This is a genomic window from Pseudomonas sp. W2Jun17 (assembly GCF_023127795.1).
In the GTDB taxonomy this organism is placed as follows: Bacteria; Pseudomonadota; Gammaproteobacteria; order Pseudomonadales; family Pseudomonadaceae; genus Aquipseudomonas; species Aquipseudomonas synxantha_A.
The window spans coordinates 290,173-306,749 of sequence record NZ_SPKO01000036.1 but is presented as its reverse complement, the minus strand read 5'-3'; the positions used below and the strand labels follow the sequence as shown (position 1 = coordinate 306,749).

Annotated in this window: 15 protein-coding genes; 14 read left to right on the top strand and 1 reads right to left on the bottom strand. The window is 61.2% G+C overall.

Annotation, left to right across the window (positions count from 1 at the left end; all coding sequences use genetic code 11):
• Positions 1-233 precede the first annotated feature (233 nt).
• The 12 genes from E4O98_RS24045 (at position 234) to E4O98_RS23990 (ending at position 14,288) form a co-directional block, all read left to right on the top strand.
• On the top strand, positions 234-1,400 hold the full coding sequence (locus E4O98_RS24045) for an efflux RND transporter periplasmic adaptor subunit (RefSeq protein ID WP_078821153.1): 1,167 nt from the start codon (positions 234-236) through the stop codon (positions 1,398-1,400).
• On the top strand, positions 1,397-4,573 hold the full coding sequence (locus E4O98_RS24040; RefSeq protein WP_248136449.1) for an efflux RND transporter permease subunit: 3,177 nt from the start codon (positions 1,397-1,399) through the stop codon (positions 4,571-4,573). The genes E4O98_RS24045 and E4O98_RS24040 overlap by 4 nt, the downstream gene beginning before the upstream one ends.
• Positions 4,570-6,021 (top strand): efflux transporter outer membrane subunit, encoded by a 1,452-nt coding sequence (locus tag E4O98_RS24035; RefSeq protein ID WP_248136447.1) that lies wholly within the window; start codon positions 4,570-4,572, stop codon positions 6,019-6,021. The genes E4O98_RS24040 and E4O98_RS24035 overlap by 4 nt, the downstream gene beginning before the upstream one ends.
• 261 nt (positions 6,022-6,282) lie before the next feature.
• Positions 6,283-7,278 carry an HOASN domain-containing protein gene (locus E4O98_RS24030; protein ID WP_248136445.1) on the top strand — a complete coding sequence of 332 codons (996 nt, stop codon included), beginning with the start codon at positions 6,283-6,285 and terminating at the stop codon, positions 7,276-7,278.
• A 37-nt stretch (positions 7,279-7,315) separates the two neighbouring features.
• The gene (locus E4O98_RS24025; protein WP_248136443.1) at positions 7,316-8,302 is read left to right on the top strand and encodes an HOASN domain-containing protein; all 987 of its coding nucleotides are present in this window, start codon (positions 7,316-7,318) and stop codon (positions 8,300-8,302) included.
• Between the two features lie 29 nt (positions 8,303-8,331).
• Complete coding sequence (gene purB, locus E4O98_RS24020; RefSeq protein WP_032876137.1) at positions 8,332-9,765, top strand: adenylosuccinate lyase; 1,434 nt, start codon at positions 8,332-8,334, stop codon at positions 9,763-9,765.
• A complete protein-coding gene (locus tag E4O98_RS24015) occupies positions 9,765-11,213 on the top strand; it encodes an adenylosuccinate lyase family protein (protein ID WP_103734372.1) in 1,449 nt (482 codons plus the stop codon). Before purB ends, E4O98_RS24015 begins: the two co-directional genes overlap by 1 nt.
• A 38-nt stretch (positions 11,214-11,251) precedes the next feature.
• Positions 11,252-12,325, top strand: a complete 1,074-nt coding sequence (locus E4O98_RS24010) for a class I SAM-dependent methyltransferase (RefSeq protein ID WP_248136441.1) — start codon at positions 11,252-11,254, stop codon at positions 12,323-12,325.
• Between the two features lie 150 nt (positions 12,326-12,475).
• Positions 12,476-12,805, top strand: a complete 330-nt coding sequence (locus tag E4O98_RS24005; protein ID WP_032803867.1) for a hypothetical protein — start codon at positions 12,476-12,478, stop codon at positions 12,803-12,805.
• An 89-nt stretch (positions 12,806-12,894) separates the two neighbouring features.
• On the top strand, positions 12,895-13,341 hold the full coding sequence (locus E4O98_RS24000; protein ID WP_248136439.1) for a GNAT family N-acetyltransferase: 447 nt from the start codon (positions 12,895-12,897) through the stop codon (positions 13,339-13,341).
• 4 nt (positions 13,342-13,345) lie between these two features.
• Positions 13,346-13,582: a hypothetical protein gene (locus tag E4O98_RS23995; RefSeq protein ID WP_078821158.1), complete on the top strand. Its 237-nt coding sequence runs from the start codon at positions 13,346-13,348 to the stop codon at positions 13,580-13,582.
• 457 nt (positions 13,583-14,039) lie between these two features.
• A complete protein-coding gene (locus tag E4O98_RS23990) occupies positions 14,040-14,288 on the top strand; it encodes a DUF1652 domain-containing protein (protein WP_032876124.1) in 249 nt (82 codons plus the stop codon).
• 15 nt (positions 14,289-14,303) lie between these two features.
• Here the strand turns inward: E4O98_RS23990 and E4O98_RS23985 are convergent, their stop codons facing one another.
• Complete coding sequence (locus E4O98_RS23985; protein WP_032876122.1) at positions 14,304-14,666, bottom strand: NUDIX domain-containing protein; 363 nt, start codon at positions 14,664-14,666, stop codon at positions 14,304-14,306.
• A 126-nt stretch (positions 14,667-14,792) separates the two neighbouring features.
• On the opposite strand from E4O98_RS23985, the gene E4O98_RS23980 reads away from it, so the two are divergent.
• Together E4O98_RS23980 and E4O98_RS23975 are read left to right on the top strand one after the other, a co-directional pair.
• A complete protein-coding gene (locus tag E4O98_RS23980; RefSeq protein ID WP_032876119.1) occupies positions 14,793-15,770 on the top strand; it encodes a Gfo/Idh/MocA family oxidoreductase in 978 nt (325 codons plus the stop codon).
• A gap of 44 nt (positions 15,771-15,814) precedes the next feature.
• Positions 15,815-16,444: a ribonuclease T2 gene (locus E4O98_RS23975; protein WP_103734368.1), complete on the top strand. Its 630-nt coding sequence runs from the start codon at positions 15,815-15,817 to the stop codon at positions 16,442-16,444.
• Positions 16,445-16,577 lie beyond the last annotated feature (133 nt).

The window sequence follows — 16,577 nt, the reverse complement described above, 5'->3', positions numbered from 1 at the left end:
TAAGATCAAAAGCAGATCAAGATCAAGAGCGGCTCGCTTCGCATCGTGGTTAGCCACATCAAAGTGGCTATAGCGCCGGTAGCTCTTGACTTGCGCACCCAGCTCTCGCTCCAAACACCCTCCAGACAAAAACACACCCTCCCGGTTTTATAGCGCTTGACCTTCCCAATGTGGCAAGCCCGATAAAAACCTCCAGTGTCGATTTGTCTTGAAAATTCCAAGGAGGGTGAACGATGTACGCCAAACCAATAAGCCTGATCACCGGGGCAATGGCCGTGGTGTTGACGCTGGGCGGATGCACAGACAACGCGCCGCCGGCCGCTGCCGCCAAGCCGCCCAGCGTGCCGGTGGCCGAAGTGGTGGCGCGAGCGGTGACGCCGTTTGTCGAGTACACCGGTTCGTTGACCGCCATTGAGCAGGTCGAACTGCGCCCGCGTGTCAGTGGTTATCTGCAAAGTGTCAGCGTGCCCGAAGGCCAGTTCGTCACCAAGGGCAGCCCGTTGTTTGTGATTGACCCGCGGGGATTTCAGGCCGCGTTGAACGCTGCCAAGGCGCGTTTGCGCGAGGCCGAGGCCAATGCGTTGCTGGCCCAGGCCGAGCATGGCCGAGCCGAGCAACTGTTCGCCAAGAAGGTGGTGGCGCGTGATCGCCTCGACACCGCCATTGCCTCCTTGAATGCCGGCAGGGCCCAGGTCGAGGCGGCGAAGGCGGCATTGGATACGGCACAGCTGGACCTGAGCTACACACGCGTCACCGCGCCCATCAGCGGCCGCATCGATCGTGCCCTCGTCACCGAAGGCAACTATGTCACCCGAGGGGAGACGCCGTTGACGACGATCGTTTCGGTCGATCCGTTGCATGTGTACTTCGATGTCGACGAGCGCACCTATCTGCACTCGTTGGCAGCGACCCGTGAACACGCCGGATCGAAGGGGGACAAAGCTGCCAAGGTAATGGTGGCGATGCTCAATGATGCGACCTATGCGCGGGCCGGGCGGGTGGACTTTCTGGCCAACGCAGCCGACCGCAAGACCGGCACCGTGCGCGTGCGTGCGGTGGTCGAAAACCCGGACGGGCGCCTGACCCCCGGGCTGTTCGCCAAGGTCAAGCTGGACACCGGCGCGGCACAAACGCGGGTGTTGATTGCCGACCATTCCATCGGCACCGACCAGGGCCGGCGCTATGTGCTGGTGGTCGGTGACGGCGACAAGACCCAATACCGCCCGGTCGAATTGGGCCCGATGGCTGACGGCCTGCGGGTGATTGAACAGGGCCTGCAACCGGGCGAGCGCATTGTTGTCAAAGGGCTGGTGCGCCCGGGCATGACGGTGACGCCGCTGGCCGCCAGCATCGAGGGCAAGCCGCTTGAGGCACCGCTGACTGTGGGAGGCGTGCAATGAGCTTTCCACGGTTCTTTATTGATCGGCCCATCTTCGCCATCGTCCTGTCGGTGTTGATGATGATCGGCGGCCTTGTCGCCTTCTTCCACCTGCCGCTGAGCGAATACCCCGCGGTCACGCCACCCACTGTGCAAGTCAACGCGAATTATCCTGGGGCCAACCCGCAAGTGATTGCCGAGACGGTGGCGGCGCCACTGGAACAGGTGATCACCGGCGTTGAGGGCATGCTCTACATGACCTCGCAGTCGGCCACCGATGGCCGCATGATCCTGACGGCGACCTTCGCCCAGGGCACCAATGCCGACATGGCGCAGATCCAGGTGCAAAACCGCGTCTCGCGTGCGTTGCCGCGTTTGCCCGAAGAGGTGCAGCGTCTCGGCGTGGTCACGCAGAAGACCTCGCCGGACATCCTCATGGTGGTCCACCTGCTGTCTCCCGACCAACGTTATGACCCGCTGTACATCTCCAACTACGCCTACTTGCAGGTGCGCGATGAGCTGTCGCGCATACCGGGGATCAACGACGTGCTGGTGTGGGGCGCCGGTGAATACAGCATGAGGCTGTGGCTCGACCCGGACCTGATCGCTGCCCGTGGCTTGACCGCCGGTGATGTGATCGGCGCCGTACGCGAGCAGAACGTGCAAGTGGCAGCCGGCTCGGTCGGCCAGTCACCTGATTCCAATGCGGCTTTCCAAGTCACGGTCAACACCCTCGGGCGCCTGACGGACGAAGCGCAGTTCGGCGACATCATCATCCGCACCGGCGATAACGGCCAGGTCACGCGCCTGCGCGATGTGGCCCGTATCGAGATGGGCGCCGATGCCTATGCGCTGCGCAGTCTGTTGGATGGCGAGCCGGCCGTGGCTTTGCAGATCATCCAGAGCCCAGGGGCCAATGCGCTCGATGTAGCGCAGGCGGTGCGTGACACCATGCAGCGCCTGCAGGCCAACTTCCCCGAAGGGCTGGTGTCGCGGATAGCCTACGACCCGACCGTGTTTGTGCGCGCTTCGCTGGAGTCAGTCGCCATCACGCTGATGGAAGCGATCCTGCTGGTGGTCATCGTGGTGGTGGTGTTCCTGCGTAACTGGCGCGCATCGCTGATCCCGTTGATGGCTGTGCCGGTATCGATCATTGGCACCTTCGCGGTCATGCATCTGATGGGGTTTTCCCTCAATACCTTGTCGTTGTTCGGGCTGGTGTTGTCGATCGGCATCGTGGTCGACGATGCCATCGTGGTGGTCGAGAACGTCGAGCGGCATATCGAGAACGGCGAGGAGCCCACCGAGGCAGCGCGCAAGGCAATGGGGGAGGTCACCGGCCCGATCATCGCCATTACCTCGGTGCTGGCGGCGGTGTTTATTCCCACAGCGTTTCTCAGTGGTCTGCAGGGTGAGTTCTACCGGCAATTTGCGCTGACCATCGCGATTTCCACGATCCTCTCGGCGGTCAACTCGTTGACCCTGAGTCCGGCGCTGGCCGGCCTGTTGCTGCGCCCGCGCAGCGCCGCCGTGGCGCACGACCCGCGCAGCCTGCGCGGTCGTGCTGCGCATTGGGTGCAGGTGCTGAGCCGACCGTTCCAGCGGGCGCCGCAGGCGTATGGCAACTCGGTGCGCAAGGTCGTCGGCCGCCGCGGGGTGGCGCTGGTCGCCTACAGCGCATTACTGGCGCTGACCTGGTTCGGCTTCAACGCTGTACCGGCGGGCTTTGTGCCGATGCAAGACAAGTACTATCTGGTGGGTATCGCCCAATTGCCCAATTCGGCCTCGCTGGACCGTACCGATGCGGTGGTGCGGCAGATGTCGAAGATCGCCCTGGATGAACCGGGCGTCGAAAGCGTCGTGGCGTTCCCGGGGTTATCGGTCAACGGCTTCGTCAATGTGCCGAATGCTGCGGTGATGTTCGTCATGCTCGATCCATTCAAGGAACGAACCTCGCCCGATATGACCGCGGTTGCCATCGCCGGGCGCCTGCAAGCCAAGTTCGCGAGCATCCCTGACGGATTCCTCGGCGTATTCCCGCCGCCGCCGGTGCCCGGCCTTGGGGTGACCGGTGGCTTTAAGTTACAGGTCGAGGACCGTGGCGGGGTTGGGCTTGAGGCATTGGTGCAGCAGACCCAGGTATTGATGACCAAAGCCACTGAGTCGGGCCAGGTCGCCGGATTGATGACCAGCCTGGACGTCAACGCACCGCAGTTGAACGTCGACATCGATCGCACCCAGGTCAAGAGCCAGGGCGTGCGTCTGGCGGATGTGTTCGAGTCTTTGCAGGTCTATCTCGGGTCGCTGTATGTCAACGACTTCAACCGTTTCGGCCGGACCTACAAGGTGACCGCCCAGGCTGATGCCGATCATCGTATGCAGGCCGAAGCCATCGGCCGCCTGCAAGTGCGCAATGCGGCCGGGAACATGTTGCCGTTGTCGGCGTTTGTCACCGTCACACCGGGTTCCGGCCCGGACCGGGTGATTCACTACAACGGCTACCCTTCGGCGGATATCTCCGGTGGGGCGATGCCTGGGGTCAGCTCGGGGCAAGCTGTTGCGCTGATGGAGCGGCTGGCGCAGGAGGTACTGCCCGAAGGCGTGACCTATGAATGGACGGATTTGACCTACCAGCAAAAACTCGCCGGATCATCGGCGCTGTTTATTTTCCCGCTGTGTGTGTTGCTGGCGTACCTGATCCTCGCCGCGCAGTACAACAGTTGGCTGTTGCCTCTGGCGGTCTTGCTGATCGTGCCCATGTGCTTGCTCAGCGCGATCATCGGCGTGTGGCTGGTGGACGGTGACAACAACGTGTTCGTGCAGATCGGGTTGGTGGTGCTGGTGGGGCTTGCGGCGAAGAACGCCATTCTGATCGTCGAGTTTGCCCGCAGCCTCGAAGCCGAAGGTGCGAGCCCGTTGGAGGCGGTTGTCCACGCGTGCCAACTGCGCTTGCGGCCGATCCTGATGACGTCGCTTGCATTCATCGCCGGCGTGGTACCGCTGGTATTGGCCAGTGGCGCCGGGGCAGAAATGCGTCATGCCATGGGGGTTGCAGTGTTTGCCGGGATGTTGGGCGTGACCCTGTTCGGCCTGTTCCTCACGCCGGTGTTCTACGTGGTGATGCGCAGCCTGGCGCTGCGCTTGCAGCGTCAGGGTTCGAGTCCGAAGTTGCAGCTGGAGGAGCGCGCATCATGAAACGGTCTTTTCCACTCTTTATGTTGCCGTTGCTGCTGGTGGCCGGCTGCGCTGCGGTAGGGCCTGACTATTCCGCGCCGGTGCTGCCCGCCCCGCACAAGCCGGCAAGCTTCGGTGCGCCCGTTGCAGGTCTGGGCAGCGGTGAGGTCGAGGTGCAGTGGTGGCAAGTGTTCGACGAGCCGGCACTCAGCCAATTGATCCAGCAGGCGCTGGCGGCCAACCACGACATCGGCATCGCCGCCGTACGCCTGGATGAAGCCAAGGCGATCCTGCGCGAGAGCCGCCAAGGGTTTCTGCCCAGTGGCGGTGCCGCCCTCGGTTATGAGCACCGACGGCGCAGTGAAGTCGAGACGCCGCTGGGCCAGGAACGCTCAATCGAAACCACCCGCGCGGCGCTGGATGCGGCCTGGGAAATCGACCTGTTTGGGCGCGTCCGCCGCTCGGTAGAGGCAGCGCAAGCGCAGGCGGGGTCGCGCCAGGCATTGCTGCGCAGTGTGCAGGCGAGCGTCGCCGCCACCGTCGCGGCCACCTGGTTCGAACTGCAAGGGATCGAAGCTGAACAGGCGGTGGTCGCGGATATCAGCCAGAGCCAGCGCGACAGCCTGGGCCTGGTGGAACATCTGGTCAGCGTCGGCGCCGCCACCGAGTTCGACCTGCTGCGCGCCGAGGCCTTGCTGCGCAATGTCGAGGCGGTAGCGCCCGACCTTGAGCGGCGACGCGCAACCTCCAACAACGCGTTGGCGGTGCTGCTGGGGCAGGCACCACAAGGGTTCAAGCCACCGCTGGCCAGGCCCGGTCGTGAGACTTTGAGCCTGCGCACCCTGCAAGTGGGTGATCCGGCCGGCTTGTTAGCCCGGCGCGCTGATATTGCCGCGGCCGAACGCACCCTGGCGGCTGAGACTGCGCAAATAGGCGTGGAAACCGCCGGCCTGTATCCGGATATCCAGGTGCAGGGCTCCATCGGACTACTGGCCGGAAGCCTCGGCTCCCTGGGTGATGCAGGCATGCAGTCGAACGTTATCGCCCCGGTGATTCGCTGGTCGCTGCTGGACACCGGGCGTGTACGCGCACGGATCGCCGCCAGCGAGGCGCGTACCCAAGCGGCCTTGATCGCCTATGACCAGACCGTATTGCGTGCCCTGCAGGAAACCGACGATGCGTTCCAGGCCAACAGTGCCGCGGGCAGCACCTTGGGCCTGCGGCTGCTGGAGGCGGCGGCCAATCGCGAGGCGGCCAGGTTTGCGCGCACGCGATTTGCCGAAGGCGAGGGCATGTATCTGGATGTGCTTGAGGCCGAACGTGCCGACTTCACCAGCCGCCGTGCGTTAACGGCGGCGCGCACCCAGCAGCGCTTGGCGGTGGTGGGGATCTACAAGGCGCTGGGCGGTGGCTGGCAGATTTGTGAACAGGCGGGGCAGGCTTGCAGTGGGGCTGCGGCGCTGCGTTAGCCACAGCCGAGCAAAAACACAGCACGGCAGTGCAAATGTGGGAGGGGGCTTGCTCCCGATGGCGGCGGGTCAGTCAGTACATCTGGCACTGACCCACTGCCATCGGGAGCAAGCCCCCTCCCACATTTTGCTCTCCACACGCCAGGTAAATGTCCATTGGGAAAAGAAATTTCCTACAGGTATTGACCTTGCCACTAGAGGAACCTTTAGCCTTTTCTTCGAGTACGCCAAATCACAAAAACAAGAATCGAGGGGTTATCAATGGATACTGCTGCCCTGTTACAACGCTCGGATTCCGACCTGTTCACCACGGCCTCGACACTGATGGCCAGTGCCCTGGAACCCGGCGCCCACTACGCCCAGGTCACCCGCGCGCTGGAAGCACTGCTCGCGCTGACCCGGCAAGGCTTGTCGGGGGATGCCGATGCCTACGCCCACTACCAGGCAGCCCTGCTGCAACTGCACATTCCGGGCGATCCACGCACTGAGCCGACCCGCCGTTGGATGGCCAGTGAGGTCTACCGCGCCGAAGATGAGTTCGCCGTTGACCTGCCGGGCTTCACCGCGTTGCCGGTGGATGAGTTCCGACAGCTGGTCGACGCTGAAATCGCCGCGCGCAGCCGGGTCAACCACCCCATGTCGGTGCACCTGTTCCAGGGTACGCCGCCTGTGCAAGATGTGCGGTTCTTCCTGGCGCATCACTGGACCCGCTCCTACAACTTTTACAGCCTGCTGGCCGAACTGGCCTTTCGCTTTGAAGCGATCGAAGACGCCTCGGTGTTCTACCGCAACCTTTACGGTGAAGCGGGTGCCGAGACGCCGGAGCGTTCGCACCCGGCGATGCTGGCCCATCTGATGGAATATTTCGATATAGCGCTGGCGATCGATTTTCCTGCGCTGCATCCGTTGGAAAAGGCCTACCTCAATAATCGCATTCGCTGCGTGCGCCACACCGATGTCGCCTGGGGCCTTGCACTGCTCTATGCGGTGGAGTCAGTCAGTTGCGTCAACCATCGGCGCATCTACGAGCTGTTGCAACGTCTGGATGTTCCACAGCAACCCAGTGAATTCCATCGCCTGCATGGCACCCAGGATGAGATCGATACCGAGGAGATGTGGGCACTGATTGCCAAGTTCGCCGGCGATGAAGGCTTCCAGCGCACGTTCATGCGCGCGTTGAAACGTCACTTCGAAATCAACAAGGCCTACTTCGACAGTTTGTGGCAGCAGATGCAGGCACTGCGCCTGTCTGCCTGAGCCCTGTGATCGCAGAACAACAATAATGGAGCACATGATGAGCCCACGTAATTTCTCGCAGCCGCAGTTGCAGAATATCCACACCGCCGAAGCCCGCTTGTTGGCCGAAGCGCTGAAGCCCGAGGCAACGTTCAATCGCATCGAAATTGCCGCCAATATGCTGAGCGGCCTGTGCGAGTCGGGCTTGCAGGGCGGCGCCGCAAACGCGGCGCAGTGCCAGCAATTGCTGTATATCCTTTCGCTCAGCGATGATGTTGCCAGCGCCTCGACCCGTCGCTGGCTGGCCAATGCCATCTATCGCGTGCAAGAGCGCTTCATGCCGTCGGTGGATCTGGCATCGCCCTTGTCCGAAACCGGCTTCCAGCAACGCCTGGAAGAACAAATTGCCGCGCAATCGCGAGAGCATCACCCGATGTCGCAGTATGTGTTTGAGGGCAAGGCTTCCCGCGAACAACTGCAGGTATTTCTGCGTCATCAATGGTTCCGCACCTACCGCCTGTACCGTGATGCCGCCGACCTGTTGGTCAACCTGACCGACGTCGACGAGGCCGCCGCACTCGGCCGTTATCTGTACGGCGAGTTGGGTGAAGAGGACGAGCAGCGTTCCCATCCTCGGTTGTTGGCCAAGCTCCTCGCCGCCATTGGCCTGACCGCCGATTTCGAAGCCATCTCGACCATGCCCGAAGAAATCGCCTACCTGAACAACCGCGCGCGGTGTTTCCGTAACCCCGATGTCGGCTGGGGCCTGGCGGTGTTCTATATCACCGAGCTGGTGGTGCCCGGCAATCACGGCAAGCTGTACAACGCTTTGCGCAACGCAGGCTTGAGCCAGGACGACGCGCAGTACTACGAAGTGCATATCAGCCTGGTGCCGCCACGGGCCAAGCGTGAATGGGCGCTGATTTCACGCCGTATTCCGGACCTCGGGTTCCAGAACGCGTTTCTGACGTCGCTGGCCGAGCACTTCCGGCTGGAGCGGGCTTATTACGATGCGGTCTGGGAAGAAATGCAGCGCGTGAAATAGCCCTCCCTGGACAACGCGAGTACCCCGACATGCCAAGTCATATAACTGAATCCCGTATCCACGGGGGCGCTTACTCGTCTCCGGAATTTGCCGCGATCTTCTCTGATGCCAATCAGGTGCAGAAGTGGCTCGATGTTGAAACAGCACTGGCGGCGACCCAGGCGCAGATGGGCATCATCCCCCCTGAGGCCGCGCGGGAAATCGCCCGGGTCGCCAGTGTGGAACTGCTGGACCTTGATGCCCTGGGACGCCAGAGCATGGAAACCGGGCATATCCTGGTGCCGACCCTTCGCGCACTGGAGGCCCTGTGCGCCGATGGCCTGGGTGAATACGTGCACTACGGCGTGACCACCCAGGACATCCTCGACACCGGCCTTATGTTGCAGGTCCGCGATGCCTGGGGCCTGGTGTTGCAGCGTTTGCGCGCTATCCGTGGGCATTTGCTCAAGCTTGCGCTGCGACACAAACACACGGCGATGGTCGCCAGGACCCACGGGCAACAAGCGCTGCCCACCACGTTCGGCTACAAGGTGGCAGTGTGGGTCGATGAGATTGATCGACACCTTGAGCGTTTTGACGAAGCCTATGCCCGGGTCATGGTGGGCAATCTCACCGGCGCCGTGGGCACCCTGGCCGGTCTTGGCCCGCAGGGCCTGGAGGTGCAGCGCCGGACTCTGGAAAGCCTCGGCCTGGCGGCACCGTTGAGCAGTTGGCACAGCGCCCGCGACCGCATTCTGGAGGCGGCGTGGTTGCTGGTGCAGGCATCGGCAACCCTGGGTCGGGTTGCCAATGAGATCTACCACCTGCAACGCACCGAGATTGATGAGGTGCGCGAAGGGCGACGGGCAGGGCAGGTGGGGAGCAGCACCATGCCCCACAAGCAAAACCCGTCGACGGTGGATTTGATCAGCGCGCTGTCGCGCCTGGTGCGTGCGCAGATGCTTGCGCTCACCGACGCGGCATTCCAGCTGCATGAACGAGACGGCACCACCTGGCGGATTGAGTGGGCTGCCTTGCCGGAGCTGTTCATCTATGCCGGGGCCTTGCTCGCCCGTATGGAAGGCGTACTGCTGGCCGGCCTGGACGTGCGCGAAGCACGGATGCGCAGCAACCTGGATATGCTCGGCGGGCTGATCCTGTCGGAACGCATCATGCTCGCGCTGGCGCCGCGTCTGGGCAAGCAGACGGCCCATCACCTGATCCACGACATCGCCCTGCAGGCTCAAGGTTCGGGCGGTTCTTTTCGCGAAGCCTTGCTCAGCGATCAACGTCTGCACGGCTGTTTCACCCGCCAGGCACTCGACGACCTGCTTGACCCGGCCGCCTACACCGGGTTGGCGGCGGAGATGGTCGAGCAGGTGGCCAATAAAACAATCCCCCGCTGTTCAAGCGATGACCTTGAAGCGGTGATGGCAACCCAAGGCAATACCAGTCAGTCCCAGTACGCTATGGAGGGTATGTAATGGATGCGCAAACGTTGGAAACGGTAGCCCGTGCGTCTTGCACCGCACGCACCGAACACCTGGGCCTCGATCATGAAGGCGAGCAATGCCGCCATGAACACAGCCACATTCTCGACTCGAAAACCCACGGTTCAGGCTATGCCGGCCCGCAGAGCCGCAAGATCTTCTGCAGTCACTGTCGCTTGCAACGCTGGCTGGATGTGGAAGCCGCGCTGGCCATGGCTCAGGCCGATGTGAATATCATCCCGCGCGAGGCCGCCCTGGAAATCGAAAAAGCCGCCTTGCTGTCGGGCATCAATGTGCGCCAGTTGGCCGAGGGCGTGGCAGCCACCGGCCATTCGCTGATGCCGTTGCTGAGCGCCCTGCAAAAAAATTGCAGCCCAAGCGCCCGCGAGTACGTTCACTACGGCGCCACCACCCAGGATATCCAGGACACCGCCCAGTCCTTGGAAATGCGCGACGTCCTCGACGCGATGGACCAGGCCCTGGAGACCTTGCTCGGCAAGTTGTCGACCCTGGCCGATGCGCACCGTGACTCGCTCATGGTGGCCAGGACTCACTCGATCCCGGCATTGCCGACCACCTTCGGGCTGAAGGTCGCCGGCTGGATCGATGAACTGTTGCGGCATCGCCAGCGCCTGGCCGAAGCGCGTCAGCGTGTGCTGGTAGTGCAGCTGTTCGGCGGGGTTGGCACCATGGCGGCGTTCGGCCCGGAAGCGATACCGATGCTGGAACGCTTCGCGCAGCGCCTGTCGCTGCAAGTGCCGCTGACGGGGTGGCACGTGTCCCGTGACCGCGTCGCGGAGTTCGTCAGCACCCTGGCCATGGTCACGGCCTCCTTGGCCCGTGTGGCCGATGAGATCCGCACGCTCAATCGCTGGGAAATCGCTGAAGTGGAAGTGGGCTGGAGCGACCAGCAGATCGGCAGCAGCACCATGCCGCACAAACGCAACCCCGAAGGCTGCGAGCAAGTGGTGGTGTTGGCGCGGCTGGCCAAGGCCCAGGTCATGCTGGCCCTGGACGCGATGATCCTCGAACACGAGCGCGATTATCGCGGCACGCGCCTGGAATGGTGTGCGGTGGCGGACGTTTCTCACTATGCGCTGATGGCGCTGTCGATCCTGACCGACACCATCGATGGGCTCACCGTTAACGTCAAAAAGATGGAGGGCACTGCCCATGCCTACGGCGATGCGATCTGTACCGAAGCCGTGGTGTTCGAAATGGCGCGCAAGTTGGGCAAGAGCAGCGCCTACCAGATCATCTTTGAAGTGTCCCAGGCCAGCCAGCGTGATCACGTGTCGATCCGCGCCGCAATCGAAGCCGACGCCCGGGTGCTTGCCGTCATGAATGCAGGCGCTTTGGCGCGACTGTTCGAGCCGAGAACTCACCTGGGCATGTCCGAACACATCGTCGATAACGTGCTGTCCAAACTGGCGGCGCGTTGATCACTGAACAGACTTACACAATCATCAAGGAGCGACAGATGTCCAAACTTATGGAAGTTGATCAAGCCAAGGTTCAACAGTTTTCGGCGCGCATCATGGAGGACTACGGCAACACGCTGCGCGGCGCCATGCTCTACATCGGCGACCAGTTGGGCTTGTTCAAGGCACTGGCCGACGGCGAGGCCGTCACCTTGGAACAATTTGCGCACAAGACCGGCTACAACGCCCGCTACTTGCGTGAATGGCTGGGCAGTATGGTCACCGGAAATTATGTGACCTATGACGCGCAAACTCGCCGCTACCGGATGCCCGCTGAATTTGTGCCGGTACTCGCCGATGAAGATTCGCCGTATTTCGCCGGTGGCATCATCCAGTTGAGCGTGCCGTTCGTAAGCATGGCGCCCAAGGTCATCGAAGCCTTCCGCCATGGCGGTGGCTGCGCCGAAGAAGCGTTCCCGCTGGAAACCTGGAAAGGCATGGAGCGCATGACCATGCCTTGGTACAAGCACTACCTGGTCCAGCACTGGATCCCGTCCCTGGACGGTGTCGAAGAGAAGCTCAAAACCGGCGGCAGTGTGCTGGATTTCGGCTGCGGCGCGGGCTTGGCGGCGATCACTATGGCCAAGGCTTACCCCGAGGCGCGCATCGTCGGCTGCGATTTCCACTTGCCTTCCATCGAGTTGGCCCGCGCCAACGCCGAGGCGGCTGGGGTGGGCGACCGGGTGCAGTTCGAGGTCAACGATTCGGATGCCCTGCGCGGCCAGCAGTTCGACTTCGTGACCACTTTCGTGGTGATCCACGACGCCACTGACCCCCAGCAAATGCTCAAGGATCTGCGCGCCGCCACGGCCAAAGACGGCACCTACCTGATGGTAGAACTCAACCTGTCCGAAGAGCTGCACGAGAACATGAACCTGTTCGGCCGCGTCATGTACCCGCAGAGCACCCTCTATTGCATGACTTGCTCGCTGTCCCATGGCGGGGAAGGGCTGGGAGCGTTCATGGGTGAGAAACGTGCGCGCCAGATGGCGCAGGCGGCCGGTTTCAGCCATTTCCGCAAAGTTCCCTCGGAGTGGCCGCCGATGCCCGCGCTATTCGAACTCAAGCCTTGATGTGAGCTTGCTGTGGCGAAGGCGCTTGCACCCTCGCCACGGTGCGCAGCGTTCCCGAAATATTGCGCAATAAGGCAATTTAATGGCCCCTTTGTAACAAAATCCTCGCCAAAATCACTTTTATTTTCAGGTGGTTAGGCGGGGATGCAAATGCGCACTGTTGGAATGATGCTGATTGCCTGCTCCCTGGCGGGGGGCGCGACCACCGTACAGGCTCGGGAGTTGCGTGAGGGTGACAAGTACATGTGCAGTTGGGGCGCGGGCACAGCTGCCAGGGCTCAGGAGTTGAAGTTGTCCGGAGTGTCGCTGTATGCCGCTCGGCAGAAGATCCAGACCATCAAGTTCAACAAATCCTGGATGCGCATGATGGCCATGGGGATTACCGAGCAAACCTATGACAGCCACTCAAGACTGAAGCCGGAGGCGATCCGCAAAAGTTTTTACCAGGATTGCCTGCGCTACAAAGTCGCACGTAAATAAGCCGAAGCCGTTTAACGACGCTTACAAATCCCCCACAAACCCTGTGTGAGTATTTGCATACAATTGCGCACTTCTTCATGGAGGCTTGTATGCGAGTGCTTATTCGATTGGCGACAGCCGATGATGTCGATACGCTGTGCGCTATTCGCACCTCGGTGGTGCAAAACCATCTGAGCCTTGAGCAGATGGCCGAACGGGGGATCACGCCGCCGGTACTGGTCGACGCGATACGCCAAGCGCCTTGCGCCTGGGTCGCCGAAGTCAACGGCCAGGCCGCCGGATTTTCCATGGTTGATCTGGATGAAGGTGAAGTGTTCGCGATGTTCGTGTTGCCCACACACGAGAACCTGGGCCTGGGACGGCAACTGATGGCAGTGGCTGAAGCCGCTTTGTTTGAACGCCACAACAGGCTGTACCTGGTCACTGACGGGCGTGATGAAATCCGTGCCAACGGTTTCTATCAACGCCTGGGCTGGTCCAGCGTCGGCCCAGTTGATGGCGACGATGTTCGCTACGAAAAGAGCAGGGCACCCTAAGGTCATGAGTGCCCAAAAACCCCCATCCTCCAACGGCTTGCTGTATCTCGCCGTGGGGGTGCTGTGCCTCGCGGCGCTACTGGGGTTCTATTTCGTTCAACTCAACGCCCAGGTGGACCGCCAGCGTGAAGAGGCCGCTGAGCGCCTGGCGCTTTGTCGGCACATGGAGACCGTCGTGGAGGTGAGCGCTGCCAGGCGCGCTGAACTTCAACAGACGTGCAAGCAATTGAGTGAACAGTGATTGAACAGTGTGCCGTACCTAATCAATAACCCTTTTTTATAAATGGACTTATGGCACGGGTATAACCGTTACTTGCACCAAAAAGTGGCACTAACTGTTCCCGTTACCATAAAAAACATGTGGTTATTGAATGACTTACGGCGCTTTCAATCCGACGAAAGGATTAAAATAATCTTGTTACACGTTTTTACAGTCGCTACTATAGCCGGGCGTTCACCTCCCACGGTTTATGCATTTTTAAATCCCAAGTTTCCATCAGCTACTTGGGATTTTTTTTGCCTGGAATTAAGTACGGGCAATAACGGCAGCGATACGGCCTGTCATTCGAAACGCGCTCGTTGCCGGGCGAAATGAGGCATGGCTAACACTTTTGCATCAATCGTCCGGCCTGCGGCAAAACCTCATCTACGCTGTTTGGATCACAACCATCAGGTAGGCCCGTACAAGGGCGCTTGTCATGATCTCGATCGTCGAATTCAACCGCATCATGGCCTCGGGGTTCCAGCCTCTTTGCTGCGACTGCACCTTGAACAGCGATGGCTCGCTGCGCATCAGCATCTATGAGCCGCAGTCCGGTCGCGTCGATCTTCTGTTGACGTGCGTATCCCCTGAAGGCCTAAACAGCATCCGTTCCATCTCAAACCTGATTGGTGAGTTGCGTGCCGAGATCAAGGCCGGGCGCCGTGGGTTTGCGGCGGTAGGTTAGTGGTTGTGCGCGGCGTCAGAGGCGCCGCAGGAAGGATTTGACGATGTGACGGGTGGCGTCGGTGGTGTCCAGTTCGTCCAGGGCGCTGTAGGCGTACCACTGGCAGGCAACGATTTCGTTGCACGGCCGCGCCTCCTCGATATTCACCACCGAGGCCTCGAACACGTGGTGCAGCGTGTCGCGGGCCTTCAGCTCTTGCAAGTACAGCAAGCCATCGACGCTTAATCCGGTTTCTTCTTCCAGCTCGCGTTCGGCGGCGCCCACCGGGCGTTCGTCGCGTTCTACCTTGCCGCCCGGCAAGGCCCACTTTGATCTGGCCTTGCGCACAAAGAGAATATGCCCTTCATGTTCGCAAATGACGGTTGCCCTAATTTTCATCGTATGTGCCCCCGCGCCGGATGAATGTCACAAAAGTGTAATGCAAATGTCATGCTAAGTGGTTATGGCGTGCCGGGTTCTGTATGTGGATACTGCCCGATTGACGAAGACGAACGAGGGCATTCGATGAAGACCATACGCTGGGGCATGATCGGCTGTGGCAGTGTCACTGAGTTAAAGAGTGGACCCGCTTTCTACAAAGCGCCAGGTTCGGCATTGGTGGCCGTGATGGGGCGGCGTATCGAGGCGGTGCGCGATTATGCGGCGCGGCACGGTATCGCGCGTTTTCATACCGATGCCCAGGCACTGATCAATGACCCTGAGGTGGATGCGGTCTACATCGCCACACCGCCCGACAGTCACCTTGAATACAGCCTGATGGTGGCGGCGGCGGGCAAGCATTGCTGCGTCGAAAAACCCATGTCGCTGAATGCCGAGCAGAGCGCATTGATGCAACGCACCTTCGAGCGCGCCGGGCTGCACCTGTTTGTTTCCTACTATCGGCGCTCGTTGCCGCGCTTTCAGCAAGTGCGCAGCTGGCTGCAGGAAGGGCGTATCGGTGAGTTGCGGCACCTGACCTGGACCCTGTGCAAGCCTGCCGCTGCAACTGATAGCAACGCCGCCAATTGGCGCACCGATCCGGCCATTGCCGGTGGCGGCTATTTCGCCGACCTGGCCAGCCACGGGTTCGACCTGTTCCAGTACCTGGCCGGGGATATTGTCGAGGTCTCAGGCTTTTCCGCGCGTCAGGCCGGGCGCTACGCGGCAGAGGATGCCGTGACGGCCTGCTGGACCTTCGCCAATGGTGCCTTGGGCATGGGCTGCTGGAACTTCGTGGCGGACCGTCGCGAAGACCGTGTCGAATTGATCGGCAGCCGTGGCCGCATTCAGTTTTCAGTGTTCGAGGACCAGCCGTTGCGCCTGGAAGGCGAAACCAGCGAGGTGTTGGAAGTGCCGTGCCATGCACATATCCAGTGGCACCACGTACTGGGCATGAATGCGCATATTCGCGGGGACGCCGAACATCCGTCGCTGGCGATCGAGGCGTTGAAGACCGATATCATCCTGGACAAGGTGTTGCAACGTTACTCCAATCATCCCTAGCTGCCGCGATAGCGTAAGACTTCATTTTTTAAAGGAATACCGGGATGAAATACTGGATGGTGTTGTGGCTCCTGATCGCCACAGTTGCAACTGCGGCGCCGCGTGACCAAGGGCTGCCGGGGGAGTTTGACTTTTATGTGCTGTCGTTGTCGTGGTCACCGACCTTCTGCCTGACGCACCCAGGCAATGAACAGTGCACGGGCAAGGGCTATGGGTTTGTGTTACACGGCTTGTGGCCGCAATACGCGCGGGGAGGGTGGCCGGCCTCCTGTGCGCCACAGTCACGCTTGAATGACGAGGAAATGGACAAGGGGGCGGCAATGTTTCCAACCCGTGCGCTGCTCAAGCACGAGTGGGCCAAGCATGGCACCTGCAGCGGGCTCGAACCGCTGGAATATCTGGACAAGACCGACACGGCACTCGGCGCGGTGGTCATCCCGCCGCAACTGCAGCCATTCAATACACCACCGTCGCTACAGGCGCGTGAGATTGAGGACTTGTTTCGCGAGAGTAACCCGCGCATGGGCAATCACGGCTTGGCAGTGATCTGCAAGGGCAAGGTGCTGTCGGAGGTGCGCGTGTGCCTGACCAAGGAACTGGCATTCACCGGATGCCCGCGCAGTGTAAAAAGCCAATGCCGTAGCGGTGATATTCGCATTCCGACGCAGCGCTGAGCTCGATTGCGGCAGCCAGGTTGTTCTCGTGACGGCCTAAAAGCAACACTGATCTTGTGGGAGGGAGCTTGCTCCCGATGGCGGCCTCAGGGCCGACCACGAGGCTGGATCAGACCGAGTACATGTCCATTCC

Coding starts and splice junctions, on each gene's coding strand:
- E4O98_RS24015 (WP_103734372.1), top strand. CDS start 9,765: ATGGATGCGCAAACGTTGGAAACGGTAGCCCGTGCGTCTTGCACCGCA.
- E4O98_RS24005 (WP_032803867.1), top strand. CDS start 12,476: ATGCGCACTGTTGGAATGATGCTGATTGCCTGCTCCCTGGCGGGGGGC.
- E4O98_RS23995 (WP_078821158.1), top strand. CDS start 13,346: ATGAGTGCCCAAAAACCCCCATCCTCCAACGGCTTGCTGTATCTCGCC.
- E4O98_RS24035 (WP_248136447.1), top strand. CDS start 4,570: ATGAAACGGTCTTTTCCACTCTTTATGTTGCCGTTGCTGCTGGTGGCC.
- E4O98_RS24025 (WP_248136443.1), top strand. CDS start 7,316: ATGAGCCCACGTAATTTCTCGCAGCCGCAGTTGCAGAATATCCACACC.
- E4O98_RS24010 (WP_248136441.1), top strand. CDS start 11,252: ATGTCCAAACTTATGGAAGTTGATCAAGCCAAGGTTCAACAGTTTTCG.
- E4O98_RS24030 (WP_248136445.1), top strand. CDS start 6,283: ATGGATACTGCTGCCCTGTTACAACGCTCGGATTCCGACCTGTTCACC.
- E4O98_RS23985 (WP_032876122.1), bottom strand. CDS start 14,666: ATGAAAATTAGGGCAACCGTCATTTGCGAACATGAAGGGCATATTCTC.
- E4O98_RS24045 (WP_078821153.1), top strand. CDS start 234: ATGTACGCCAAACCAATAAGCCTGATCACCGGGGCAATGGCCGTGGTG.
- E4O98_RS23980 (WP_032876119.1), top strand. CDS start 14,793: ATGAAGACCATACGCTGGGGCATGATCGGCTGTGGCAGTGTCACTGAG.
- E4O98_RS23990 (WP_032876124.1), top strand. CDS start 14,040: ATGATCTCGATCGTCGAATTCAACCGCATCATGGCCTCGGGGTTCCAG.
- E4O98_RS24040 (WP_248136449.1), top strand. CDS start 1,397: ATGAGCTTTCCACGGTTCTTTATTGATCGGCCCATCTTCGCCATCGTC.
- purB (WP_032876137.1), top strand. CDS start 8,332: ATGCCAAGTCATATAACTGAATCCCGTATCCACGGGGGCGCTTACTCG.
- E4O98_RS23975 (WP_103734368.1), top strand. CDS start 15,815: ATGAAATACTGGATGGTGTTGTGGCTCCTGATCGCCACAGTTGCAACT.
- E4O98_RS24000 (WP_248136439.1), top strand. CDS start 12,895: ATGCGAGTGCTTATTCGATTGGCGACAGCCGATGATGTCGATACGCTG.